Origin of the sequence: Methylotenera oryzisoli, assembly GCF_004661485.1 — a bacterium.
GTDB lineage: Bacteria > Pseudomonadota > Gammaproteobacteria > Burkholderiales > Methylophilaceae > Methylotenera > Methylotenera oryzisoli.
Window position 1 is genome coordinate 145,938 of record NZ_PQVH01000013.1, and the last position, 19,096, is coordinate 165,033.

The following is a 19,096-nucleotide window of genomic DNA, read 5'->3' on the forward strand; positions in this document are numbered from 1 at the left end:
ATTACCTAATTTTCAGACTAGCCAAGCCAATCAATACCAGCATCATGCTGATAATCCAAAAACGCACCACTACCTGTGTTTCTTTCCAGCCTTTTTGTTCGTAATGGTGATGCAGCGGTGCCATCAAAAATATGCGTTTACCAGTACCGGTTTTATATTTGGTATATTTAAAGTAAGTCACCTGCGCCGCTACCGACAAGGTTTCCATCACAAATACGCCACCCATAATGAATAAGATCACTTCCTGACGCACCACCACTGCAACAATCCCTAAAGCCGCACCTAGTGCCAGCGCACCAACGTCACCCATAAACACTTCAGCCGGATAGGCATTAAACCAAAGGAAGCCTAAGCCTGCGCCCACCATGGCAGCACAGAATACAGTCAGCTCACCCGCACCTGGCACGTAGGCAATACTTAAGTATCTTGAGAAGTACAAGTGACCAGTCACATACGCAAAAATAGCCAGAGCACCTGCTACCATCACCGTTGGCATAATCGCTAAGCCATCTAAACCATCAGTTAGATTAACGGCGTTGCTACTGCCAACCACCACCAGATAAGTCAGCACAATAAATGCCAAGCCACTCAGTGGAATGACCAAATTCTTAAAGAATGGAATCAGCAATGTCGTTTCCGCTGGCGTTGCGGCCGTTTGCTGTAAGAACACAGCCACACTTAAACCAACCACTGACTGCCAGAAATACTTTTCTTTAGCAGACAGGCCTTTAGGGTTGCGATGTACCACCTTGCGCCAGTCGTCCACCCAGCCAATGACACCAAAACCTAGGGTAGTAAATAGCACCACCCAAACGAATCGATTACTCAAGTCAGCCCAGAGCAGGGTGGAAATTGCGATCGATACTAAGATTAAGGCCCCTCCCATGGTTGGAGTGCCTGCTTTAATCAAATGGGTTTGCGGACCATCATCGCGCACGGCTTGACCCACTTTATATTGGGTTAATTTACGAATTAAAGTTGGCCCTACCATCAATGAAATCACTAATGCAGTAAGCGTGGCCAAAACAGCACGCAAGGTAATGTAATTAAATACATTAAACCCGCGGATATCATGTGCTAACCATTGCGCTAGTTCGAGTAACATTTTCTTTCTCCCAATTCGCTTACTTTTGTATTGCTACCAACAATTTCACTACGCACTCCATTTGCATAAAGCGCGAGCCTTTAACCAGCACAGTCGTACCTTGCTCAAGTGCAGGCATCACCGCCTGTGCGATGGCCTCTGCCGAGCTAAAGTGCTCCGCACCCTGCCCGAAGCTACGTGCAGTCTCTATACTTAAATTACCCAGGCAATACAGCGTTGTTAGCCCAGCCGCTTTGGCATAAGCACCAACTTCTGCATGCATATTTTGCGCATCGGCACCCAGCTCACCCATATCACCCAGCACCAGTATCTTTTTACCCGCAAGTTTTGCTAAAACATCGATAGCAGCCTTCATTGAGTCTGGGTTAGCGTTATAAGTATCATCAATCACCACGGCACCATTAATACCGGCTTTACGCTCTAAGCGCCCATATACACCAGTAAAGCTGGCTAAACCACGACCAATATCACTTAATGAAACCCCTAGTGCGTAAGCTGCCGCAGCCGCAGCCAATGCATTGCTAATATTGTGCTCACCTTGCACACTTAACTGCACGCTGATCTCTTCATCGGCGGCAGTCAGCACTACACTGGCGTAACCATCAAGCGCTTGATAGCGAGCACTTACATCCGCAGCCTTTTTCAGCCCGAACGTCACAATTTTTCTGTTTGGATTCAGTGATTTCCAATAGTCTGCATAATCGCTGTCAGCATTAATCACTGCCACGCCATCCGGCTTGAGCCCTGCAAAAATCTCACCTTTAGCTTTGGCAATATTGTCACGTGACCCAAGTTCGCCAATATGTGCGATGCCGGCATTGTTAATCAGCGCCACATCGGGCTGGGCAATATGCGTTAAATAATCAATCTCACCTAGGTGATTCATGCCCATTTCCACCACGGCATACTGATGGCTTGGTTGCATTTTCAGTAAAGTAAGCGGCACGCCGATGTCGTTATTTAAGTTACCGTAAGTGGCATGCACAGATGCTTTACCTTGCGCCACCACACTTAATATTGCGCTCAGCATTTCTTTAGTAGTGGTCTTACCGTTACTGCCGGTCACGGCTAGCACAGGCATATCAAATTTCTGGCGCCAGTATTTAGCCAACTCGCCTAAGGCAAGTCTGGTATCAGCAACCACGATACGTGGCTCAACCTGCACGGATTCATCAGACACCAGCACAGCTACCGCACCCAGTTTTAACGCTTCTTGTGCAAAACTGTTTCCATCAAAGTTCGCACCTTTAAGCGCCACAAATAACTGACCCGCCACAATATTGCGGCTGTCACTGCCCACAGAGGTAAATTGCACATCAGCACCCACGTGCTGCACGCCTAATGCCGCTGCTGCCTCTGATAGCATCATCATTTACCCACCGCCATTGCCTGATCAGGCACCCAATTTAATAACGCAGATTGGGCAACACTGATATCGCTAAAAGGTGTTCTTACACCGTTAATTTCTTGATAATCCTCATGCCCTTTACCTGCCAGCAACACAACATCATCCTTATTTGCAAACTTGATTGCCTGTTGAATCGCAATCGCACGGTCTGGCGCAATGCTTGGCAACACCGTCATGCCGTTAATGATTTGCTCAATAATTAATGCAGGGTTTTCATTACGCGGATTATCGCTAGTCACCACCACATGGTGTGCAAATTTCTCGGCAATCGCGCCCATCAATGGGCGCTTACCTGCGTCACGATCACCACCGCAGCCAAATACACAAATCAACTTGCCTTGTGTTTGCTCACGTAAACTCACTAACACATTTTCTAAAGCGTCTGGTGTATGCGCATAATCCACCACCACCAGCGGTTTATCATTACCGCCAAATTGCTGCATGCGCCCAGCCACTGGCTTAATTTTTGCAATAGCAGCCACCGCATCACTTAATGGCACTTGCCGCGCCAATAAGGTTGCCAGCACAGCCAGCAAGTTATAAGCATTAAAGCGCCCCAACACTGGCGCGTTTAGCACTGCTGCACCTTGCGGCGTAGTCACCTGCATGCTGATTCCGTTCGCGCCCAAAGTGAGCGTGTTAGCACGCACATCGCCATGCGCCAAACCGTAAGTCAATAATGACTTGTTGTCTGCAAGTAGTGATGCCGCCACTTTTTTGCCAAAGTCATCATCCGCATTCAAAATTGCGATGCGTAAATTTGGCCAGTTAAACAGCTTTTGCTTCGCGCTGGCGTAAGCATCCATTGTTTCGTGATAATCCAAATGATCACGTGTCAGGTTGGTAAATACTGCAAAATCAAACTCAACTGCATTGACACGGCCCTGATCTAAGCCGTGCGATGAAACCTCCATCGCTACCGCATCAGCGCCTTGGTCCGCGTAATCCGCCAACATTTTTTGCAGCAAAATCGCATCCGGCGTGGTGTTACTGGTTTCCACCAAGCCGCTGCCACTCGCATCGGCAAAGCCGCTACCAATGGTGCCGATTACTGCCGTTTTCTTACCCAAAGCCTGCATTGCCTGGGCAATCCATTGGCTCACTGAGGTTTTGCCATTAGTACCGGTCACGCCGATTACATCCAGCTTACGTGATGGATATTGATAAAACTCAGCAGCAATCTGTGCCACTTGGTTTTTCAATTGGCTCACACCAAGGTTATCCACCTTGATTGTCGCATCCCAAATAAAACCCTGGCTTTCCCAAAGCACAGCACTGGCACCCGCGGCAACCGCCTGTGTAATGTACTTGCGGCCATCGCTATGCACCCCCGGATACGCCAAAAACAAAGCACCCGGTACAACTTGTCGGCTATCCGCTGTAACGGTAGTAAATGACTGACTAAATGATGTGAGCAAGGTCATATACTTTCCTTCACATCTTCAACATCATTAGGTATCACCACGTTATTATTCGGTGCATCTTGTGGCACTGACAACATACGTAATGCATCGGCCATCACCGCGCTAAATACAGGCGCGGCAACCGTGCCGCCGTAATACTCGCCGCTGCTTGGGTCATCAATCATCACTGCCATAATCAGGCGCGGATTAGAAGCTGGCGCCATGCCTACAAACGAACCTACATATTTGTTCTTTTCATAGCCGTGATCACCAAGCTTGTGCGTGGTGCCGGTTTTACCTGCAACACGATAGCCCAGCACCTGCGCTTTTAATGCCGTACCGCCAGGTAACACGACCAATTCCAGCATAGACTTCACTTCATTGGCAGTTTTTGCACTAAACACTTGCGTCCCCACAGGTGCGTCTTTTAATTTCAACAAAGACACTGGCTTTAATTCACCGTCATTGGCAAATACGGTATAAGCCCTAGCCATTTGCAACAAAGTCACACTGATACCGTGCCCATAAGACATAGTTGCCTGCTCAATAGGGCGCCATGTTTTGTAATCACGTAACCTGCCAGAAACCTCACCAGGGAAACCAATGCGGGTTTTTGAACCGAAGCCGATTAAATTAAATACGCCCCACAAATATTGAGGTTCAAGCGACAACGCCATTTTTGCCGCACCTACGTTTGAAGACTTCTGAATCACTTCCGACACTGTCATCAAGCCATGAGGATGCGCGTCATGAATCGTAGCTGGGCCTATGCTCATATAGCCAGGTGCTGTTTGAATCAACGTATCTGGTGTGTATTTCCCAGCTTCCAAGGCCGCTGCTGCCGTGACCGTTTTCATGGTTGAGCCCGGCTCAAAAATGTCTGTAATGGCACGGTTACGTGTTTTACCTTGAATATTGACAGGATTATTCGGGTTGTAGGTTGGCACATTCACCATCGCCAATACTTCTCCGGTTTTAGCATCTAACACAATTGCTGCACCCGCATTTGCCTGAAACTTCTCGACCGCTTTTGTCAGTTCACGATGCGCTAAATACTGAATCCTGCGATCAATAGATAACGTAATATCTGCGCCGTCCTGAGGCACCTTAACCGCTTCCAAATCCTCAATAATACGGCCAGCACGGTCCTTAATCACCTTACGGCTGCCATTTTTACCTGACAACGCACTGTTCATCGCCAGCTCAAAACCTTCTTGGCCTTTATCGTCAATATCAGTAAAGCCCACCAAATGCGCAGTTACCTCTCCAGCAGGGTAGTAACGTTTATACTCACGTTGCAAATACACGCCGGCAATACCCAGTTGCATGATTTCAGCTGCTAATTCCGGAGAAACGCGACGCTTTAAATACACAAACTCACGTGTATTGTTGGCTAGTTTTTTATCAATGGTTTCTTTTTTAAAACCAAGCAATTCAGCAAGCTTTTTGGTTTGGCTTGCACTAATTTTCACATCAGACGGATTTGCCCACACCGATTCCACGGGCGAGCTAATCGCCAGCAACTCACCGTAACGATCCGTAATCTTGCCGCGCTGTGCCGGTAACACCAAAGTACGGCTATAACGCGCATCACCTTTTTCTTGCAAAAAGCGCTTGTGAAAGCTCTGCAAATACACACCCCTGCCCAGCAATGCGGCAAACCCTAGCAGCACCAATACCAGCAATAGGCGGCGACGCCATGCTGGCAATTTAACAATCACTAAGGGCGTGTGCATAGCCATTAAGGTTTACCCTCACCTTGCACAGTTGCAGGTTGATTGAATGCTGGCTGTGCCACCAAACTCACCACTTGAATTCTTTTTGCATCAGGCACTTGCATTTGCAATTGCTGCGTAGCAATTTGCTCAATACGCGAATGCATCGCCCAAGTACTCTGCTCCAACTGCAACTGACCATACTCTTGGTTGTACTGTTTTTCAGTTTGATTCAAGTGTTCTAACTCTATGTACAATTTACGGGCTTGGTGCTGCGCATTGACCAGACCCAATGACGAAAAAATTAAGGCAAAAAACAAAATCACATTCAGGCGCGTCATACCACTGACGTCCTTTCCGCCACGCGCAATACCGCACTGCGTGAACGTGGATTCAATCGCACCTCTTCATCGCTAGGCTTAACCGCCTTGCCCACACTTTTCAATCTGGGCTGAGGCAAATCAGCCGCACGCACCGGGAAGTTTGCCGGCAGGTCATCGCGATCCTCCTGACCGCGAATAAACTGCTTCACCATGCGGTCTTCAAGCGAATGAAAACTAATGATTGCAAGCCTGCCATGTGGCGCGAGCAACTGCAGGCATTGCGGCATGGTTACCGATAGTTCCTCAAGCTCCTGATTGACGAAAATCCGTAAAGCTTGAAATGTGCGCGTTGCAGGGTTCTGCCCTGGCTCGAAGCGCGTGACTGCACCTGCCACGACCTGGGCAAGCTGCCCAGTAGTGGTGATGGCACGCCCGTCATTGCGCTCCGCAATAATCGCCCTTGCAATCGACTTAGCAAACCGTTCTTCACCATAATTTTTTATAACCTCCGCTAATTGCTGCTCTGTTGTACGGCTAAGAAAGTCTGCCGCTGTTTCCCCACTACTTTGATCCATGCGCATATCAAGCGGCGCATCGTATCTAAAACTAAAACCACGACCTGCTTCATCAATTTGTGGCGATGAGATACCTAAATCCAACAAAATCCCATCCACATGATGCACACCAAGCTCAGCCAGACGCGCCTGCATTGCCGCAAAATGACTATGCACCAACGTAAAACGCGGATCATCAATCGCTTTACCAGACTCGATAGCAGCCAAATCACGATCAAATGCAATCAATCGGCCCGCCTCACCTAACTGCGCTAAAATTTTTCTGGAATGACCACCGCGACCAAACGTACCATCCACATAGATACCATTTGGCTTAATGTCTAAAGCATGCACAGCTTCATTCAACAGCACAGTAATGTGCGCGTTAACGGCAGAAGCTTCATCTACCATGCTTTGATCTTGATTTGAATTTGAGACTGACACTTCTTGTGGGTACTTTTCTAACTTATCAGCGTTTTTTAGAGACGCTTTTTTTGAAGACAATGATGCTTTGGTGGGCGCGCTGTTCACGCCCTTAATCACAGCGAAAATCCCTCTAATTCTGCGGGCATTGCAAAACCATCATCTTGCATTACTTGCTCTAACTGGGCACGCCATGCAGCGATGCTCCATAATTCAAAATGGCTACCCTGGCCAACCAACATTACTTCTTTATCCAGCCCGGCAAAGTCACGCAACACTGGCGACACCAGTAAACGGCCTGCACTATCCATGCTAATGTCTTCAGCAAAACCAACCAGTAAGCGCTGCAAAGCACTAGACTGCTTATCAAATGACGACAAAGCCATCATTTTCGCTTGAATCGGCTCCCAAGCTGGCTGCGGATAAAGCAACAGACAACGATGAGGGTGCGCAGTCAACACCAAGTTACCGGCGCACTCAAGCTGCAACGCTTCCCTGTGCTTTGTGGGCACAGCGAGCCTGCTCTTGGCATCCAAACTTAGTGATGTAGCACCGCGAAACATACGTCTGTTATTTTCCTTAAAGTCCGATTAAGCCTAAACAAACAATTTCAATATAAAAAATGGGGAACTGCCAAACATCATCACAAGACACCAATCAAATAACCCTTAGTAGTTATCTAACGAGCCAATCTTTACACCACCACACCTGCACTTCACTTACACAAGAATGAGCAATTCCCCACAAAAACCCACTTTTCCCCACTAAGATGCACTATAGATAAAAAAATTACCGAATGCAAGCGCTTTTTTGCTATTTTTTCTTTACAGGTCAAGGACTTAGCGCATTTTTATGATAAAAATAAAATCGTTATAAATTAAGCACATACAAAATTGTGTGAATGTAGATTGTTAGGATAAGTGCGAAAGCGTTTGAATTGTAATTAAGCCGTCACAAAGACTATTTTCTACTCGTCAATTAGCCAGATTTTTCACATACAAGGCGACAAACCAAGCCCATGCTTGTTTGAGCAAATAAATGACGGTAAAAATCGACATCACGGCGCACGACATTCCATCGCTAAGCGAGCATTTTTAACATTGAAATAATAAAAATTGGGATAAAAAAACATGATGCAAGACAGGTGCGCAATGCACTGAGGGATAAAAAACTAAAGATTTAGATTAAATTGAAGCTGGCCGATAAGCCGGGTTCTGTTTGCGTTTTGCAACGCATGACAGTCATTCATCTAGGCGCACAATTACTTGTGCGCTCAAGCAACCTACCCGCTGGCAGCGCGAGCCACGCCAATACCAGCCTATTTGGTCTTGCTGCGAATGGAGGTTACCGCGTTTCACCGTAACTTAATACGCTCGTCTCTGTGGCCCTATTCCTCGCCTTATACCTTGCGGCTTTCAGCGGACGGCCGTTAACCGTCATCCCGCTCTATGCAGCCCGGACTTTCCTCCCTCCACCAAGAGAACCCACAAGGAGCTCTCCCGCTTAACTAAACCAGTAAACTGGTAAGTTAAATGTGAACGGCGACTGTCTAGCCAGCTTCAAGCGTATTTTAACATGCACGAAGCCAACCTAGCCGAGTTTATTAGCCAATGGTTCAGCATGCAGAAAGCCTGGGCAACATTAAGCGTTAATTGATGTAAATCAGAATGGAGGTTTTGGAGCACGAAATACACACACCTTCTTGCAACTAAACTAGCTGGACGTTTGGAACTCGGCCTATCTAAAGCGCAAGGCGTGAAAGAAACACAAAAGAACAGACTGAATAAGCAGACGAATTCCCTAACTACGCGAAGGTATCAATCGCATTACCGAGATTAGGCGGATTGTTAGGTAAAGACTGCGTAGCGGCCTGAATAAGCTGCAACGAGTTTTGAGCACTGATGTCGACCGCTTTTTTAAATACCGCCAACTGCACATCGCTGGCAGTTTTGTATTGCGCCAGATTAGCTGCCGCCGCCGCTATTCCTGAAACATCCATATCAAACTCCTAACCACAAATACATTAAGCTATGCATTAATGTCGATGATAGTACCCATCAACATATCATTATTGGATTTAAATACCGACAGATTAGTCATGTAAGTATTTCTGGCCTTAAGCTGCTCAACCATATCAGCCTCTAAATTACTGCCGGCCTGTGCCGCGTTTTTAATATCCGCCACTTTCGTACCACCTTGTGGCAAATCAGCCTGCACAACTTCTTTTCTTGTAAAGTTATCAGTACTTAGATTGGCAATATTATTCGCTGCCACATCTAATCGAGCTTGCGCAGCATTCATACCAGATAAAGAAGTGTTCACATTCATAATTTTAATTTAATTCAATAGATTAGGCTCACACTACCAAGTAGCGCAAACACTGTCAACCCATATAATTCTTGCATATATTTAAGTGGATTAATGATATAAACACACCTATGACAAACACTCAACATAACAACCCATTACATGGTGTGACTTTAGAAGCTATTGTGACCTATTTGGTAGATTATTACGGCTGGGAAACACTCGCCGATAAAATTCCTGTCAATTGTTTTAGCAACGATCCCAGCATTAAATCCAGTTTAAAATTTTTACGCAAAACACAATGGGCACGTGAAAAAGTAGAAAACCTCTATTTAGCCACCATCCCAAAGCACAGCTAAGCCTTAATCTGGTTCAACTCCAAAATAATTAGCCACGCTAACCACTTTCAGGCGCCTGGATTGCCCATGGGGGAATGGCCAATCAATCACCTGCCCCTCTTTCAACCCCAACAATGCAGAGCCCACGGGTGAAAGCACTGAAATCTTACCGTATTTCAGGTCCGCCCCCTCAGGAAACACCAATTCCACTTCGCGGCTCAAACCGCTACTTTCATCCAAATAGATAACGCGTGAGTTTATCCTGACCACATCTGCCGGCACCTGATCCGCTGGCACAACCATCGCCCTGCTCAATTCATCCCCCAGCAACTCATCATTGGCAAGCATAGAAAGCCGCGCATAGTCTTGATCTGAAAGTATTAATTTGTCAATTTCCATTATCTTCCCCAACACATCGTAAAAATGCCGAACACAATGCTCGGCACATCAACATATTAATGGGTACAAACAGATTAAATAAGACCATCAAATCGCACATAACTGTTTCCAATATGGCTACAATGAGCTTATGTATGATTTAAATTTAATGATAATTTTTGCCCATGTGGTCAATGAGCAGGGCTTTTCAGCTGCGGCAAGAAAGCTTGGCGTGTCCAGATCTTCCGTCAGCAAGGCTGTTGCCAAATTAGAACATAGCCTAGGCGCCAGCTTGCTCAACCGCAGCACACGACACCTAAGCCTAACCGAGGTTGGCGCATCTTTTTTTGATTACTGCACACGCATTAATGATGAGGCAGACCAAGCGCATAAGATGATTGAAAGCCTAAATGCACAACCACGTGGCGTGCTTAAGGTTGCCGCCTCTGTGGCATTTGGCACATTACATATTGCGCCAGCAGTAGGCGACTTCCTGCATCGCTACCCAGAGCTTGATATTGATATGACCATTACAGATCGCGTGGTCGATTTAGCTGAAGAAGGCTATGACTTAGTGATATGCGCCACTAGAAATCCGCCCGAGGCGCTGGTTGCAAAAAAACTGGCCCCGATAAGACGCAGACTATGTGCAACACCTGATTACTTTAAACAGTTTGGCATTCCACAGTCGCCACAGGCATTGGCACAGCATAATTGCCTTGATTACATACACTCGGGGGACAGCGGGTTATGGCGCTTTGAAGTTGCTGGCAAAGAGATTTTGATTCCAGTTTCAGGGCGCTTACGCATCAATGACGACGAAGCGCTATCTCAGGTAGTATTAGGCGGGTTTGGACTTGCGCTACTCCCCACTTTTATTATTGGCAAAGATATACAAGCCAAGCGCTTGCAGTCAGTCTTGCCGGAATACATTCCTATTGACCAACACGTATACGCACTTTATCTGCCCAAACGCAATTTACCGCTAAAAACACGTGCTTTGATTGACTTCCTCAGTGAGCGCTTTGGCCCAGAACCCTATTGGGATAAAGAATCGCTCTAGCGCGCTGCGGTGCCTTGCACAAATGGTAACGCTGACTGCAATTTGCGCCAGCTGGATAAACACTGGCGCAGCCTACGCAGCGCAGTTTACTTCAAGCGTTAGTAATTACAGCATTTTCCAACTGAGCATTTGTTCTGCACGTAGCGGCACTAGCACATCACCTTCATACGGTAAGCTACCTGGCACCTTCCAGCTTTCTTTCACTAAAGTAATTTGCTCTGTATTGCGTGGCAATCCATAAAAATCAGCGCCATAAAAACTCGCAAAACCTTCCAGCTTATCTAAAGCATCTGCCAGCTCAAATGCTTCGGCATAAAGCTCCATTGCTGTATGTGCTGTGTACATGCCAGCGCAACCACACGCAGCTTCTTTTGTATGCTTCGCATGTGGCGCACTATCCGTACCCAGGAAGAACTTAGGACTGCCCGATGTTGCCGCTTTTACCAATGCTACACGGTGCTCCTCACGCTTTAGAATAGGCAAACAGTAGTGATGAGGCTGAATGCCACCTTTAAACATATCATTACGATTCATCAGTAAATGATGCGCTGTCACCGTAGCGGCTACATTGCTTGGTGCCTGCGCTACAAAATCCGCAGCGTCTTGCGTGGTGATATGCTCAAACACCACCTTTAAACCTGGGAACTTCTTGAGCAAGGGAATCATATTGCGCTCAATAAACACGCGCTCACGATCAAACACATCCACATCACTATCGGTCACTTCCGCGTGCGCCAGCAGCGGCATACCTAGCTTTTCCATGGTTTCCAGCGCTTTCACACAGTGCCCAAGATTAGTCACGCCCGAGTCGCTGTTAGTGGTAGCACCTGCAGGGTAAAGCTTTACCCCATGCACAATCCCACTTGCTTTAGCGTGCTCAATTTCTTCGGCGCTCGTGTTATCAGTCAGATACAAGGTCATCAACGGCTCAAAGCTTGCGCCTACCGGTAGCGCGTTTAGGATACGTTCACGGTATTCAATGGCCAATGCTGTTGTAGTCACTGGCGGGCGCAAGTTCGGCATCACAATCGCACGTGCAAACTGCCTTGCAGTGTCTGGCAGCACGGCTTTAAGTGCGCCGCCATCTCTTAAATGTAAGTGCCAGTCATCTGGACGTGTAATGGTAAGTGAGTGCATAGGCTTATTCATATTCAATAACTCTGATTCAATAGTACGGATAGTTTATTCAGACTGCTGTTTTAACTGTAGTGCAAAATCGTATAAAACATTCTTTTTTTCATGGGTAATTTCTGTGGCCAGTTTAACTGCCTGTTTGAGGGGCAAGTCAGCTAACAATAATTTCAATACGCGCACCGTCTCTTCAGGCATTTCTTCTGCGTCTTTAATGGCAGCAGCCTCGATCAGCAGGACAAACTCTCCGCGTTGCTGATTGGTATCAGCCTCTAACCAAGCGACCGCATCTGAGAGTGCGCAGCTATAAATCGTTTCAAAAGTTTTAGTTAGCTCACGTGCAAAAGTAACACGCCGCTCGCGGCCTAACACTGCACACATATCGGCCACACTATCTACAATACGATGCGGCGCCTCATAAATAACCAGCGTCACAGTTTGCGTTCTCAGCGCTTCCAGCACCTTACGCCGCGCAGCGCCGCTTGCAGGTAAAAAGCCATGGAACAAAAAGCCATTTTGCACAATACCGCTAGCAGACAGCGCGGCAATGACCGCACTTACACCTGGCACCGGCACCACTCTCACCCCGGCTTTACGCACCAAATCCACCACCACAGCGCCAGGGTCACTGATACCAGGCGTGCCGGCATCTGTCACCAGCGCAATACTCTCGCCGGCACTCAGCTGCATCAGTAACTTTTCTGCGGACTGATGTTCGTTATGCTCGTGCACTGCAATCAGCTTTTTGCTAATACCAAAGTGACTTAACAAGCCAGATGTATGGCGCGTGTCTTCCGCTGCAATCGCATCAACTGCTTTAAGTGTATCCAACGCCCGCAAGGTAATATCTTGCAGATTTCCAATTGGCGTTGCGACAACATATAATATGCCCATAGGATACAAAATTTAATGACCAATAATTTAATAAACATCATTTTAGCAACATGCCTGCTTTTTAGCAGTTTAAATTTAGCCGCAGAGCAAATCAGCCCATCCAGCAGCAGAGGTGAAACCCAGTTTTTAGCTGGGGAAGCTTGCCTTAAACAAGCCAATACTGCGTGCGCCATGGCTGCACTGGCTAAAATACCCAGCAGCTCACCTTATGCCAAACTGCTCCAAGGTGAAATTGCCTATACCAACCAAGCACTAGACCAAGCATTGCAATTACTGCTACCACTGCAAGCGGAAACGCAGTTCACCACGGCTGCAAAAATCAGCTTGCATCAATACCTGGCAAAAGCCTTTACCAAATTACAGGATGCAGAACAAACACTGGTACATTTACTACAGGTTGATCTAACGCTGTCAGCCACAGCTAACAATAGCCAAAAAGATGCGATTAGTGCAAACCAGACACAAATATGGGATCTACTTAGCAAGCTAGATCAAACCGAACTTCTGGCGATGCGTGGCAATAACTCTGACGACAACTTCCAAGGCTGGGTTGATTTAGCCCTTGCGGCAAAAAATCAAGACTTAAGTAATAGCTTAAAAAGCTGGCAAATTAACTATCCAGACCACGCAGCAACAGCACTAGCGAATAATTTGCAGCAATCAAGTGCCAATCAAAATGCACCACAAGCACTCAAACTTCCATCAGCCGAGGCGATTGCGATTAGCTACGTCCCAACTTCTGATGCAGACAATCCAAAAGCCGAGGCGTTTAAAGCAGGTTTAACGACTGCTCTGGCACTTCACGGCCTGAATAATGCCATTCAAATTTATACAATCGACAATGGAGCTAACAACGATCAAGACAAAGATAACCATGTGACGGATAATCAAGGGCAAAGCTTGCCTGACGACAATACAAAAATACCTGAAGCAGATACCCCATACGCCATTAGCTTAGACTTTACGAATGGCACAGCCAATGCTGCCACATCCCAAACAAACAACCATCAAACGCTAACACTAGGCCTACATCTGGAAGAAGAAGCTGAACAAATTGTAAAGTTTGCAGTTAAGAACGCGATTAGCCATGTGGCGATTCTTACCACTGAGAGCTTCACTTCCGCCCAAATGTTAAAGTGCTTTAGCACGGCATGGCAGAAAGCGTTCAATCTAAGCGCAGAGCACAATAACTTCAACATCATCACTTTGCCGCAAAACATCGCAGCTAACGATCCAGGTTTGCTCGACATCCAAACAAAAATCAACGCCAAAGCGCATGACATGGTCATACTGGCGCTACCCGCGGCTGACGCTCGCATCATAAAACCCTACCTGAATGCTGGCACTCCCACTTTGGCATTCTCAAATATACATGAGACCGCCACTGACCCAGCATTAAACACCGTGCGCTTCGTAGAAATCCCTTTTCTACTACCATCCAACACACAGTTCACCGCATACCAAAGCGGCGCAGCCTCACTGCCCACTAACGACTTACTACGATGGTATGCGCTAGGCGCAGATGCATTGCCTATTTTAATCGCCACACAACAAGCGAGCGAAAAGGAAGTGCTATTGAACGGACTTTCTGGCAAATTCAGTATCAAGCGCAACAGCATCACGCGCCAGCTATCTATGGCAAGATTCAGTTACGAAGGCATCAACCAAGAACAGTAGCATAATCAAGCACATGACCACGAAACCACTAGCCAAAAACATCACGGAAGGGCAGGCGGCGGAGCAAGTTGCTGCAACTTTTCTGCAAAACAATGGACTCACTGTCGTGGAAAAGAACTTTCGCGCTGCATATGGTGAAATTGACCTCATCATGCGTGAGGGTAAAACACTGGTTTTTGTAGAGGTGCGCTTACGTAGCAATACAAAATTTGGCGGCGCGGGCATGAGTATCAACGCCAGCAAACAACAAAAACTAACACGAACTGCAGAACGCTACCTACAGATACATGGTGACAGCGCCTGCCGTTTTGATGCAATTTTAATGCATACTCTTGATATAACCGCAGTAGAATGGATAAAAGACGCGTTCTGAACTACTTTTATCGCCCGATTAACCCACCCCAATCATCTGAGGAACTTCACTATGAAACTACCGATTAAACTATTTGCCGCTGTAGCATTGGCTACTCAAATCAGCGCTTGCGTACCTGTGGTAGTAGGCGGCGCAGCAGCCACTGGCGTGATGGCAGCAGATAGACGTACGTCTGGCGTCTATGTTGAAGATCAAAACATCGAACTAAAAGCAATTAAGAAAATTCATGACGCATTAGGTGAAGAAGCACACGTTAATGTCACAAGCTTTAAAGGCAACGTGCTGTTAACTGGTGAAGTCCCTAATGAAAATGCAAAATCTCAAGCTGGCAACATCATCTTAGGCACAGAGAGTGTACGTAGCTTAACCAACGAGCTAGCAATTGGCCCTAAAACCACACTCAGCTCACGCGCTAACGACTCATTCTTAACCTCAAAAATTAAAACTCAGTTTGTAACTGAAAATCGCTTTAGTGCCAATTACGTCAAAGTAGTGACTGAAAACAGCATCGTTTACCTTATGGGCTATGTCACACAAAAAGAAGCTGACGCAGCAACAGAAATCGCACGTAACGTAAGCGGCGTCACCACCGTGGTAAAAGTATTTGAATACATGCCTTAACCCGCATTAAGTAAATGATGCCAACGGGTAAACCGGCCTGAACAAAACAGACCAAGTCTATCAGGCAGGCTTACCCACAAATGCACATACGCTGCGCATAGTGCAAGCAATCCCGAACAGTTCCAAATTATTATGTTGCTTTTAAAATCAGGCACATTTTCATGAAGACTGGCAATGCTATAATGCAGGAAATTTTTAAGCTGTTTAGCAGCACATTCATTGGTAAATAAAATGACTACAGACCACAAAAACGCTCATGAGCTACAAGAAATCATTATCGAAGGCAACACGCGTGCAGGCAAGCCGTTCCGCCCTAGCGATTGGGTTGACCGTATGTGCAGCACTTACGCAACCTTTGGCGATGACCGCAAACTAAAATACTCACCCTACTTAAAACCAAGAGTGGTGAACGGTGTGCGTTGCTTAGCAGTTGATCTGAAATTAAAAGTGGTAAACCCTGAAGGCTACGCACAATTGATGCATTTTGCTGATGAAAACCAGCTCAACGTGCTAGATAGCAGTGGCAACAGTATTCCTGTGCCGCACTAGCCATTATTGACGCAATCAAAAGCTCACATATATGCACCACAATATACGTGAGCTTTAATCGATAAACTAACCTAAGCAACCCATGCAAAGCCTAAGGGCTACTTACCGCCAGATTTCATCAGACCCTCTACATACGACTTAGTCACTATACCGCGCTTTATTTTGACCAACTTACCTTTGGGGTTGTAGATAAAAGTGGTAGGCATTACGTCTGCTGCCCCTATCTGCTCCACCACGCTATCATCGCCTAATACGATCGGGTATGACATCAGCATGTCATCGACATATGCTTTTACTTCATTCACGTCTTTATAATCAAACACCACACCAAGTACCATCAGGTCTTTTTGCCGATGCTGATCATACAAGTTGACCAAATCAGGCACCTCTTCCAGACATGGCGGACACCAGGTTGCCCAATAGTTCACTAAAACCCACTTACCTTTGTAATGTGAAAGCTGATGCTGCACACCTGCCATATCTTTAAGCAAAAAATTAGACTTAGCAGCCACCTCAGCACTGACAAACTGACTGGATAACAGCATTAACAAACCCAATAAAAACTTAACCATAAATCCGCCACAGAAACAGCAATCAACTATTGACCGCCTAAAAATCGAAATGCTAGCAAAAACAAATATTTAGATGTATGCTAGCCGTAACATATTGTTTATACTAACTTTCACATAAGCAATATCATACAATCATCCACACACATAAATTGATTGCAAAAAAAATAATATGGCATTAAACCTGAATATTCCAGCATTACAAGAACATCCTGTATTTATTGCGGAAACTCGCCCGCAAAGAATACACCAACTATTGCAAGAAATTAACTCGCAAGACCCGGCAGACATCGCCACGCATTTACACAACGAATTGGAAACGCTAAATCGCCAGAAAGTCTCCCCAAGCCAAAGAACGCAGGCACTGGACTGTTACCGTAGCCTGATTATCAACGTAACTGCGGTACTTTCTGCCGACTACATCAATTCCACGTTGCCACTTGAAGATAAAGCAAAATCTGCTGCAACCGCCTGCGAATCACTATGGTTAGAACTAGGCTACGGCTACAAACTGGTTTTAATCGACCTACAGAACCAACTGATTAAACTACGCACAGATAAAAACTCAGCATTAGCCATCCAGCGAGCAATGCACGCAATTGCCGAGTACACCCTAGTACACTACCAAACCTACTTAACACCACCCAGCCATGTCTGGAGTGATTTACACCAGCTTTATTTCTGCGCCGCTAAACTTGGCATACTTTACACGAGCATTCCAGCAGACCCAATTCCAGCCCAAGCTAAAAGCTACGCTAGGCTGCTCACCTCAATCGAGGACACTTATAAACATACATTGCTGGTTAGCCTAGCGCAGCCACACCATCTGATACAGCAAGATATCAGCGCAATTGCTGACTATTTAGCGCATCATATTCAGAGCGCAAGAGTGACTGCAATAGAGCCCTTAGAAAACAGCTCGGGCGCATTTATCATTAACTTAACGTCAGACGCACCACCCATCCCTTACAGCAAACTCAAATCAGAGCCTAACCCAGATTCCGAGCTACTATTACATACCATAGACCTGATTCGAGGTATTCACGAGGATCTGAGCAAACTGCAAAATCGTAGCACGCCCACCAACGGCAGCATTGATGCTGATGCGAACCATAATGACTACATTGAGCTATTGTCCTACCTCATCACCAACTGGGGCATCTCGCCCAAACGTATATTTAACCGCTCCGCTAAAAATGGGGATATTGACATAGTTGCAGGCATTGATGATATACACAACACTATCGCAGCCACACCAACAGCCAACATGCCAACCAATAGCAGCAACCCTGTAGCGCAGGCCTATCAGGTCACGCCTTCACACTGGAAAATATTAAACATCAGTGCAACCGGCATATCCATCAGGCGTTACCACACCGCACAAAAGAATATCAAAGTCGGTGGTTTAATTGCACTAAAAGCAAAGCATGAACAGCAGTGGTCGATTGGGCTAGTGAAATGGGCCAATTGCGGCACTAGAGACCGTTTGGACATCGGCGTACAACTGATTGCCCCTCATGCAGACAGTGCGATGGCTCAAACCTTCCAGCACAGCGGCCATAGCAAAATACTCATACTGCCGGAAATCACTGCGATGAATCAAGCTGCAACAATCATCGCACCAAGAGGCACTTACATCCACGGTCGCCAGCTTACATTTACGTGTAATCAAAAAACCGTGCAGGTGTCACTAAACCGCCTGATAGAAAGAACGCATGAGGTAGAACGCATCCAGTTCAACATCGTGAATTAAATCTTATTCAGCATAATTAGGCTTCACTAAAACATTTTTTTTCGTTACGATACACATTTTCAAGTATTATTTAGTCATATTCAATTTAAAGGTTTTTTCTATGAGCGAACACATCACACACCTTAGCGATGCAAGTTTTGAACAAGATGTTCTACAATCGCAAATCCCAGTTCTTGTAGACTACTGGGCTGAGTGGTGTGGCCCATGCAAAATGATTGCACCAATTCTAGATGAGATTTCAAAAGAATATGCTGGCCGCATCAAAGTTGCTAAACTAAATATTGATGACAATCAACAAACGCCACCTAAATACGGCATTCGTGGCATCCCTACACTGATGCTATTTAAAAATGGCAATGTAGAAGCAACAAAAGTTGGGGCGCTATCTAAGTCACAATTAACCGCTTTTATTGACAGCAACATCTAAACACATTACCCTAAGCATAAATCAAGCGCTTGGTTTTAAACAATTAAAGCTTTAAAACCAAGCACCACACCCTTCAGGCATATAA

21 protein-coding genes and 1 other RNA gene are annotated in these 19,096 nt (G+C 46.2%); 8 read left to right on the plus strand and 14 right to left on the minus strand.

All coding sequences use genetic code 11. From position 1 onward, the window contains the following. Position 1: 1 nt before the first annotated feature. The 10 genes from mraY to C3Y98_RS11010 form a co-directional block, all read right to left on the minus strand. A complete protein-coding gene (gene mraY, locus C3Y98_RS10965; RefSeq protein WP_135278633.1) occupies positions 2-1,105 on the minus strand; it encodes a phospho-N-acetylmuramoyl-pentapeptide-transferase in 1,104 nt (367 codons plus the stop codon). 19 nt (positions 1,106-1,124) lie between these two features. Beyond that, entirely contained in the window at positions 1,125-2,477 is a 1,353-nt protein-coding gene (locus C3Y98_RS10970; RefSeq protein ID WP_135278634.1) for a UDP-N-acetylmuramoyl-tripeptide--D-alanyl-D-alanine ligase, read from the minus strand. After that, entirely contained in the window at positions 2,474-3,937 is a 1,464-nt protein-coding gene (locus C3Y98_RS10975) for a UDP-N-acetylmuramoyl-L-alanyl-D-glutamate--2,6-diaminopimelate ligase (protein ID WP_135278635.1), read from the minus strand. The genes C3Y98_RS10970 and C3Y98_RS10975 overlap by 4 nt, the downstream gene beginning before the upstream one ends. Further along, positions 3,934-5,658 carry a peptidoglycan D,D-transpeptidase FtsI family protein gene (locus C3Y98_RS10980; RefSeq protein ID WP_135278636.1) on the minus strand — a complete coding sequence of 575 codons (1,725 nt, stop codon included), beginning with the start codon at positions 5,656-5,658 and terminating at the stop codon, positions 3,934-3,936. Before C3Y98_RS10980 ends, C3Y98_RS10975 begins: the two co-directional genes overlap by 4 nt. Continuing rightward, entirely contained in the window at positions 5,658-5,972 is a 315-nt protein-coding gene (ftsL, locus tag C3Y98_RS10985) for a cell division protein FtsL (RefSeq protein ID WP_135278637.1), read from the minus strand. The genes C3Y98_RS10980 and ftsL overlap by 1 nt, the downstream gene beginning before the upstream one ends. Continuing rightward, positions 5,969-7,051, minus strand: coding sequence for a 16S rRNA (cytosine(1402)-N(4))-methyltransferase RsmH (rsmH, locus tag C3Y98_RS10990; RefSeq protein WP_245234368.1), 1,083 nt, complete (start codon positions 7,049-7,051; stop codon positions 5,969-5,971). The genes ftsL and rsmH overlap by 4 nt, the downstream gene beginning before the upstream one ends. Further along, positions 7,048-7,494: a division/cell wall cluster transcriptional repressor MraZ gene (mraZ, locus tag C3Y98_RS10995; RefSeq protein ID WP_135278638.1), complete on the minus strand. Its 447-nt coding sequence runs from the start codon at positions 7,492-7,494 to the stop codon at positions 7,048-7,050. The genes rsmH and mraZ overlap by 4 nt, the downstream gene beginning before the upstream one ends. Before the next feature lie 624 nt (positions 7,495-8,118). After that, an RNA gene (gene rnpB / locus C3Y98_RS11000) (RNase P RNA component class A) lies at positions 8,119-8,492 on the minus strand. A gap of 243 nt (positions 8,493-8,735) precedes the next feature. Next, positions 8,736-8,930: a YjfB family protein gene (locus tag C3Y98_RS11005; protein ID WP_135278639.1), complete on the minus strand. Its 195-nt coding sequence runs from the start codon at positions 8,928-8,930 to the stop codon at positions 8,736-8,738. Positions 8,931-8,959: 29 nt separating this feature from the next. Next, entirely contained in the window at positions 8,960-9,259 is a 300-nt protein-coding gene (locus C3Y98_RS11010) for a flagellar basal body protein (RefSeq protein WP_135278640.1), read from the minus strand. A gap of 110 nt (positions 9,260-9,369) precedes the next feature. Here C3Y98_RS11010 and C3Y98_RS11015 point away from each other — a divergent pair, with 110 nt between their 5' ends. Continuing rightward, a complete protein-coding gene (locus C3Y98_RS11015) occupies positions 9,370-9,597 on the plus strand; it encodes a VF530 family protein (RefSeq protein ID WP_135278641.1) in 228 nt (75 codons plus the stop codon). Positions 9,598-9,600: 3 nt separating this feature from the next. Here the strand turns inward: C3Y98_RS11015 and rnk are convergent, their stop codons facing one another. Then, on the minus strand, positions 9,601-9,975 hold the full coding sequence (rnk, locus tag C3Y98_RS11020; protein ID WP_135278642.1) for a nucleoside diphosphate kinase regulator: 375 nt from the start codon (positions 9,973-9,975) through the stop codon (positions 9,601-9,603). Between the two features lie 130 nt (positions 9,976-10,105). On the opposite strand from rnk, the gene C3Y98_RS11025 reads away from it, so the two are divergent. Continuing rightward, entirely contained in the window at positions 10,106-11,017 is a 912-nt protein-coding gene (locus tag C3Y98_RS11025; RefSeq protein WP_135278643.1) for a LysR family transcriptional regulator, read from the plus strand. A gap of 105 nt (positions 11,018-11,122) precedes the next feature. Here the strand turns inward: C3Y98_RS11025 and pyrC are convergent, their stop codons facing one another. Next, positions 11,123-12,166: a dihydroorotase gene (gene pyrC / locus C3Y98_RS11030; RefSeq protein WP_135278644.1), complete on the minus strand. Its 1,044-nt coding sequence runs from the start codon at positions 12,164-12,166 to the stop codon at positions 11,123-11,125. Positions 12,167-12,199: 33 nt separating this feature from the next. After that, positions 12,200-13,042 (minus strand): 16S rRNA (cytidine(1402)-2'-O)-methyltransferase, encoded by an 843-nt coding sequence (rsmI, locus tag C3Y98_RS11035; RefSeq protein ID WP_135278645.1) that lies wholly within the window; start codon positions 13,040-13,042, stop codon positions 12,200-12,202. Positions 13,043-13,057: 15 nt separating this feature from the next. Between rsmI and C3Y98_RS11040 the strand changes: the two genes are divergently transcribed. The 4 genes from C3Y98_RS11040 (at position 13,058) to C3Y98_RS11055 (ending at position 16,262) form a co-directional block, all read left to right on the plus strand. Further along, a complete protein-coding gene (locus C3Y98_RS11040; protein WP_135278646.1) occupies positions 13,058-14,719 on the plus strand; it encodes a penicillin-binding protein activator in 1,662 nt (553 codons plus the stop codon). 13 nt (positions 14,720-14,732) lie between these two features. After that, the gene (locus tag C3Y98_RS11045) at positions 14,733-15,092 is read left to right on the plus strand and encodes a YraN family protein (protein ID WP_135278647.1); all 360 of its coding nucleotides are present in this window, start codon (positions 14,733-14,735) and stop codon (positions 15,090-15,092) included. A 51-nt stretch (positions 15,093-15,143) separates the two neighbouring features. After that, on the plus strand, positions 15,144-15,713 hold the full coding sequence (locus C3Y98_RS11050; RefSeq protein WP_135278648.1) for a BON domain-containing protein: 570 nt from the start codon (positions 15,144-15,146) through the stop codon (positions 15,711-15,713). 231 nt (positions 15,714-15,944) lie between these two features. Further along, the gene (locus C3Y98_RS11055; protein ID WP_135278649.1) at positions 15,945-16,262 is read left to right on the plus strand and encodes a DUF3579 domain-containing protein; all 318 of its coding nucleotides are present in this window, start codon (positions 15,945-15,947) and stop codon (positions 16,260-16,262) included. A 98-nt stretch (positions 16,263-16,360) separates the two neighbouring features. Here the strand turns inward: C3Y98_RS11055 and C3Y98_RS11060 are convergent, their stop codons facing one another. Next, a complete protein-coding gene (locus tag C3Y98_RS11060) occupies positions 16,361-16,834 on the minus strand; it encodes a TlpA disulfide reductase family protein (protein ID WP_135278650.1) in 474 nt (157 codons plus the stop codon). Positions 16,835-17,003: 169 nt separating this feature from the next. On the opposite strand from C3Y98_RS11060, the gene C3Y98_RS11065 reads away from it, so the two are divergent. Beyond that, complete coding sequence (locus C3Y98_RS11065; RefSeq protein WP_135278651.1) at positions 17,004-18,584, plus strand: hypothetical protein; 1,581 nt, start codon at positions 17,004-17,006, stop codon at positions 18,582-18,584. 100 nt (positions 18,585-18,684) lie between these two features. Then, positions 18,685-19,011: a thioredoxin TrxA gene (gene trxA, locus C3Y98_RS11070; RefSeq protein WP_015832964.1), complete on the plus strand. Its 327-nt coding sequence runs from the start codon at positions 18,685-18,687 to the stop codon at positions 19,009-19,011. Positions 19,012-19,096 lie beyond the last annotated feature (85 nt).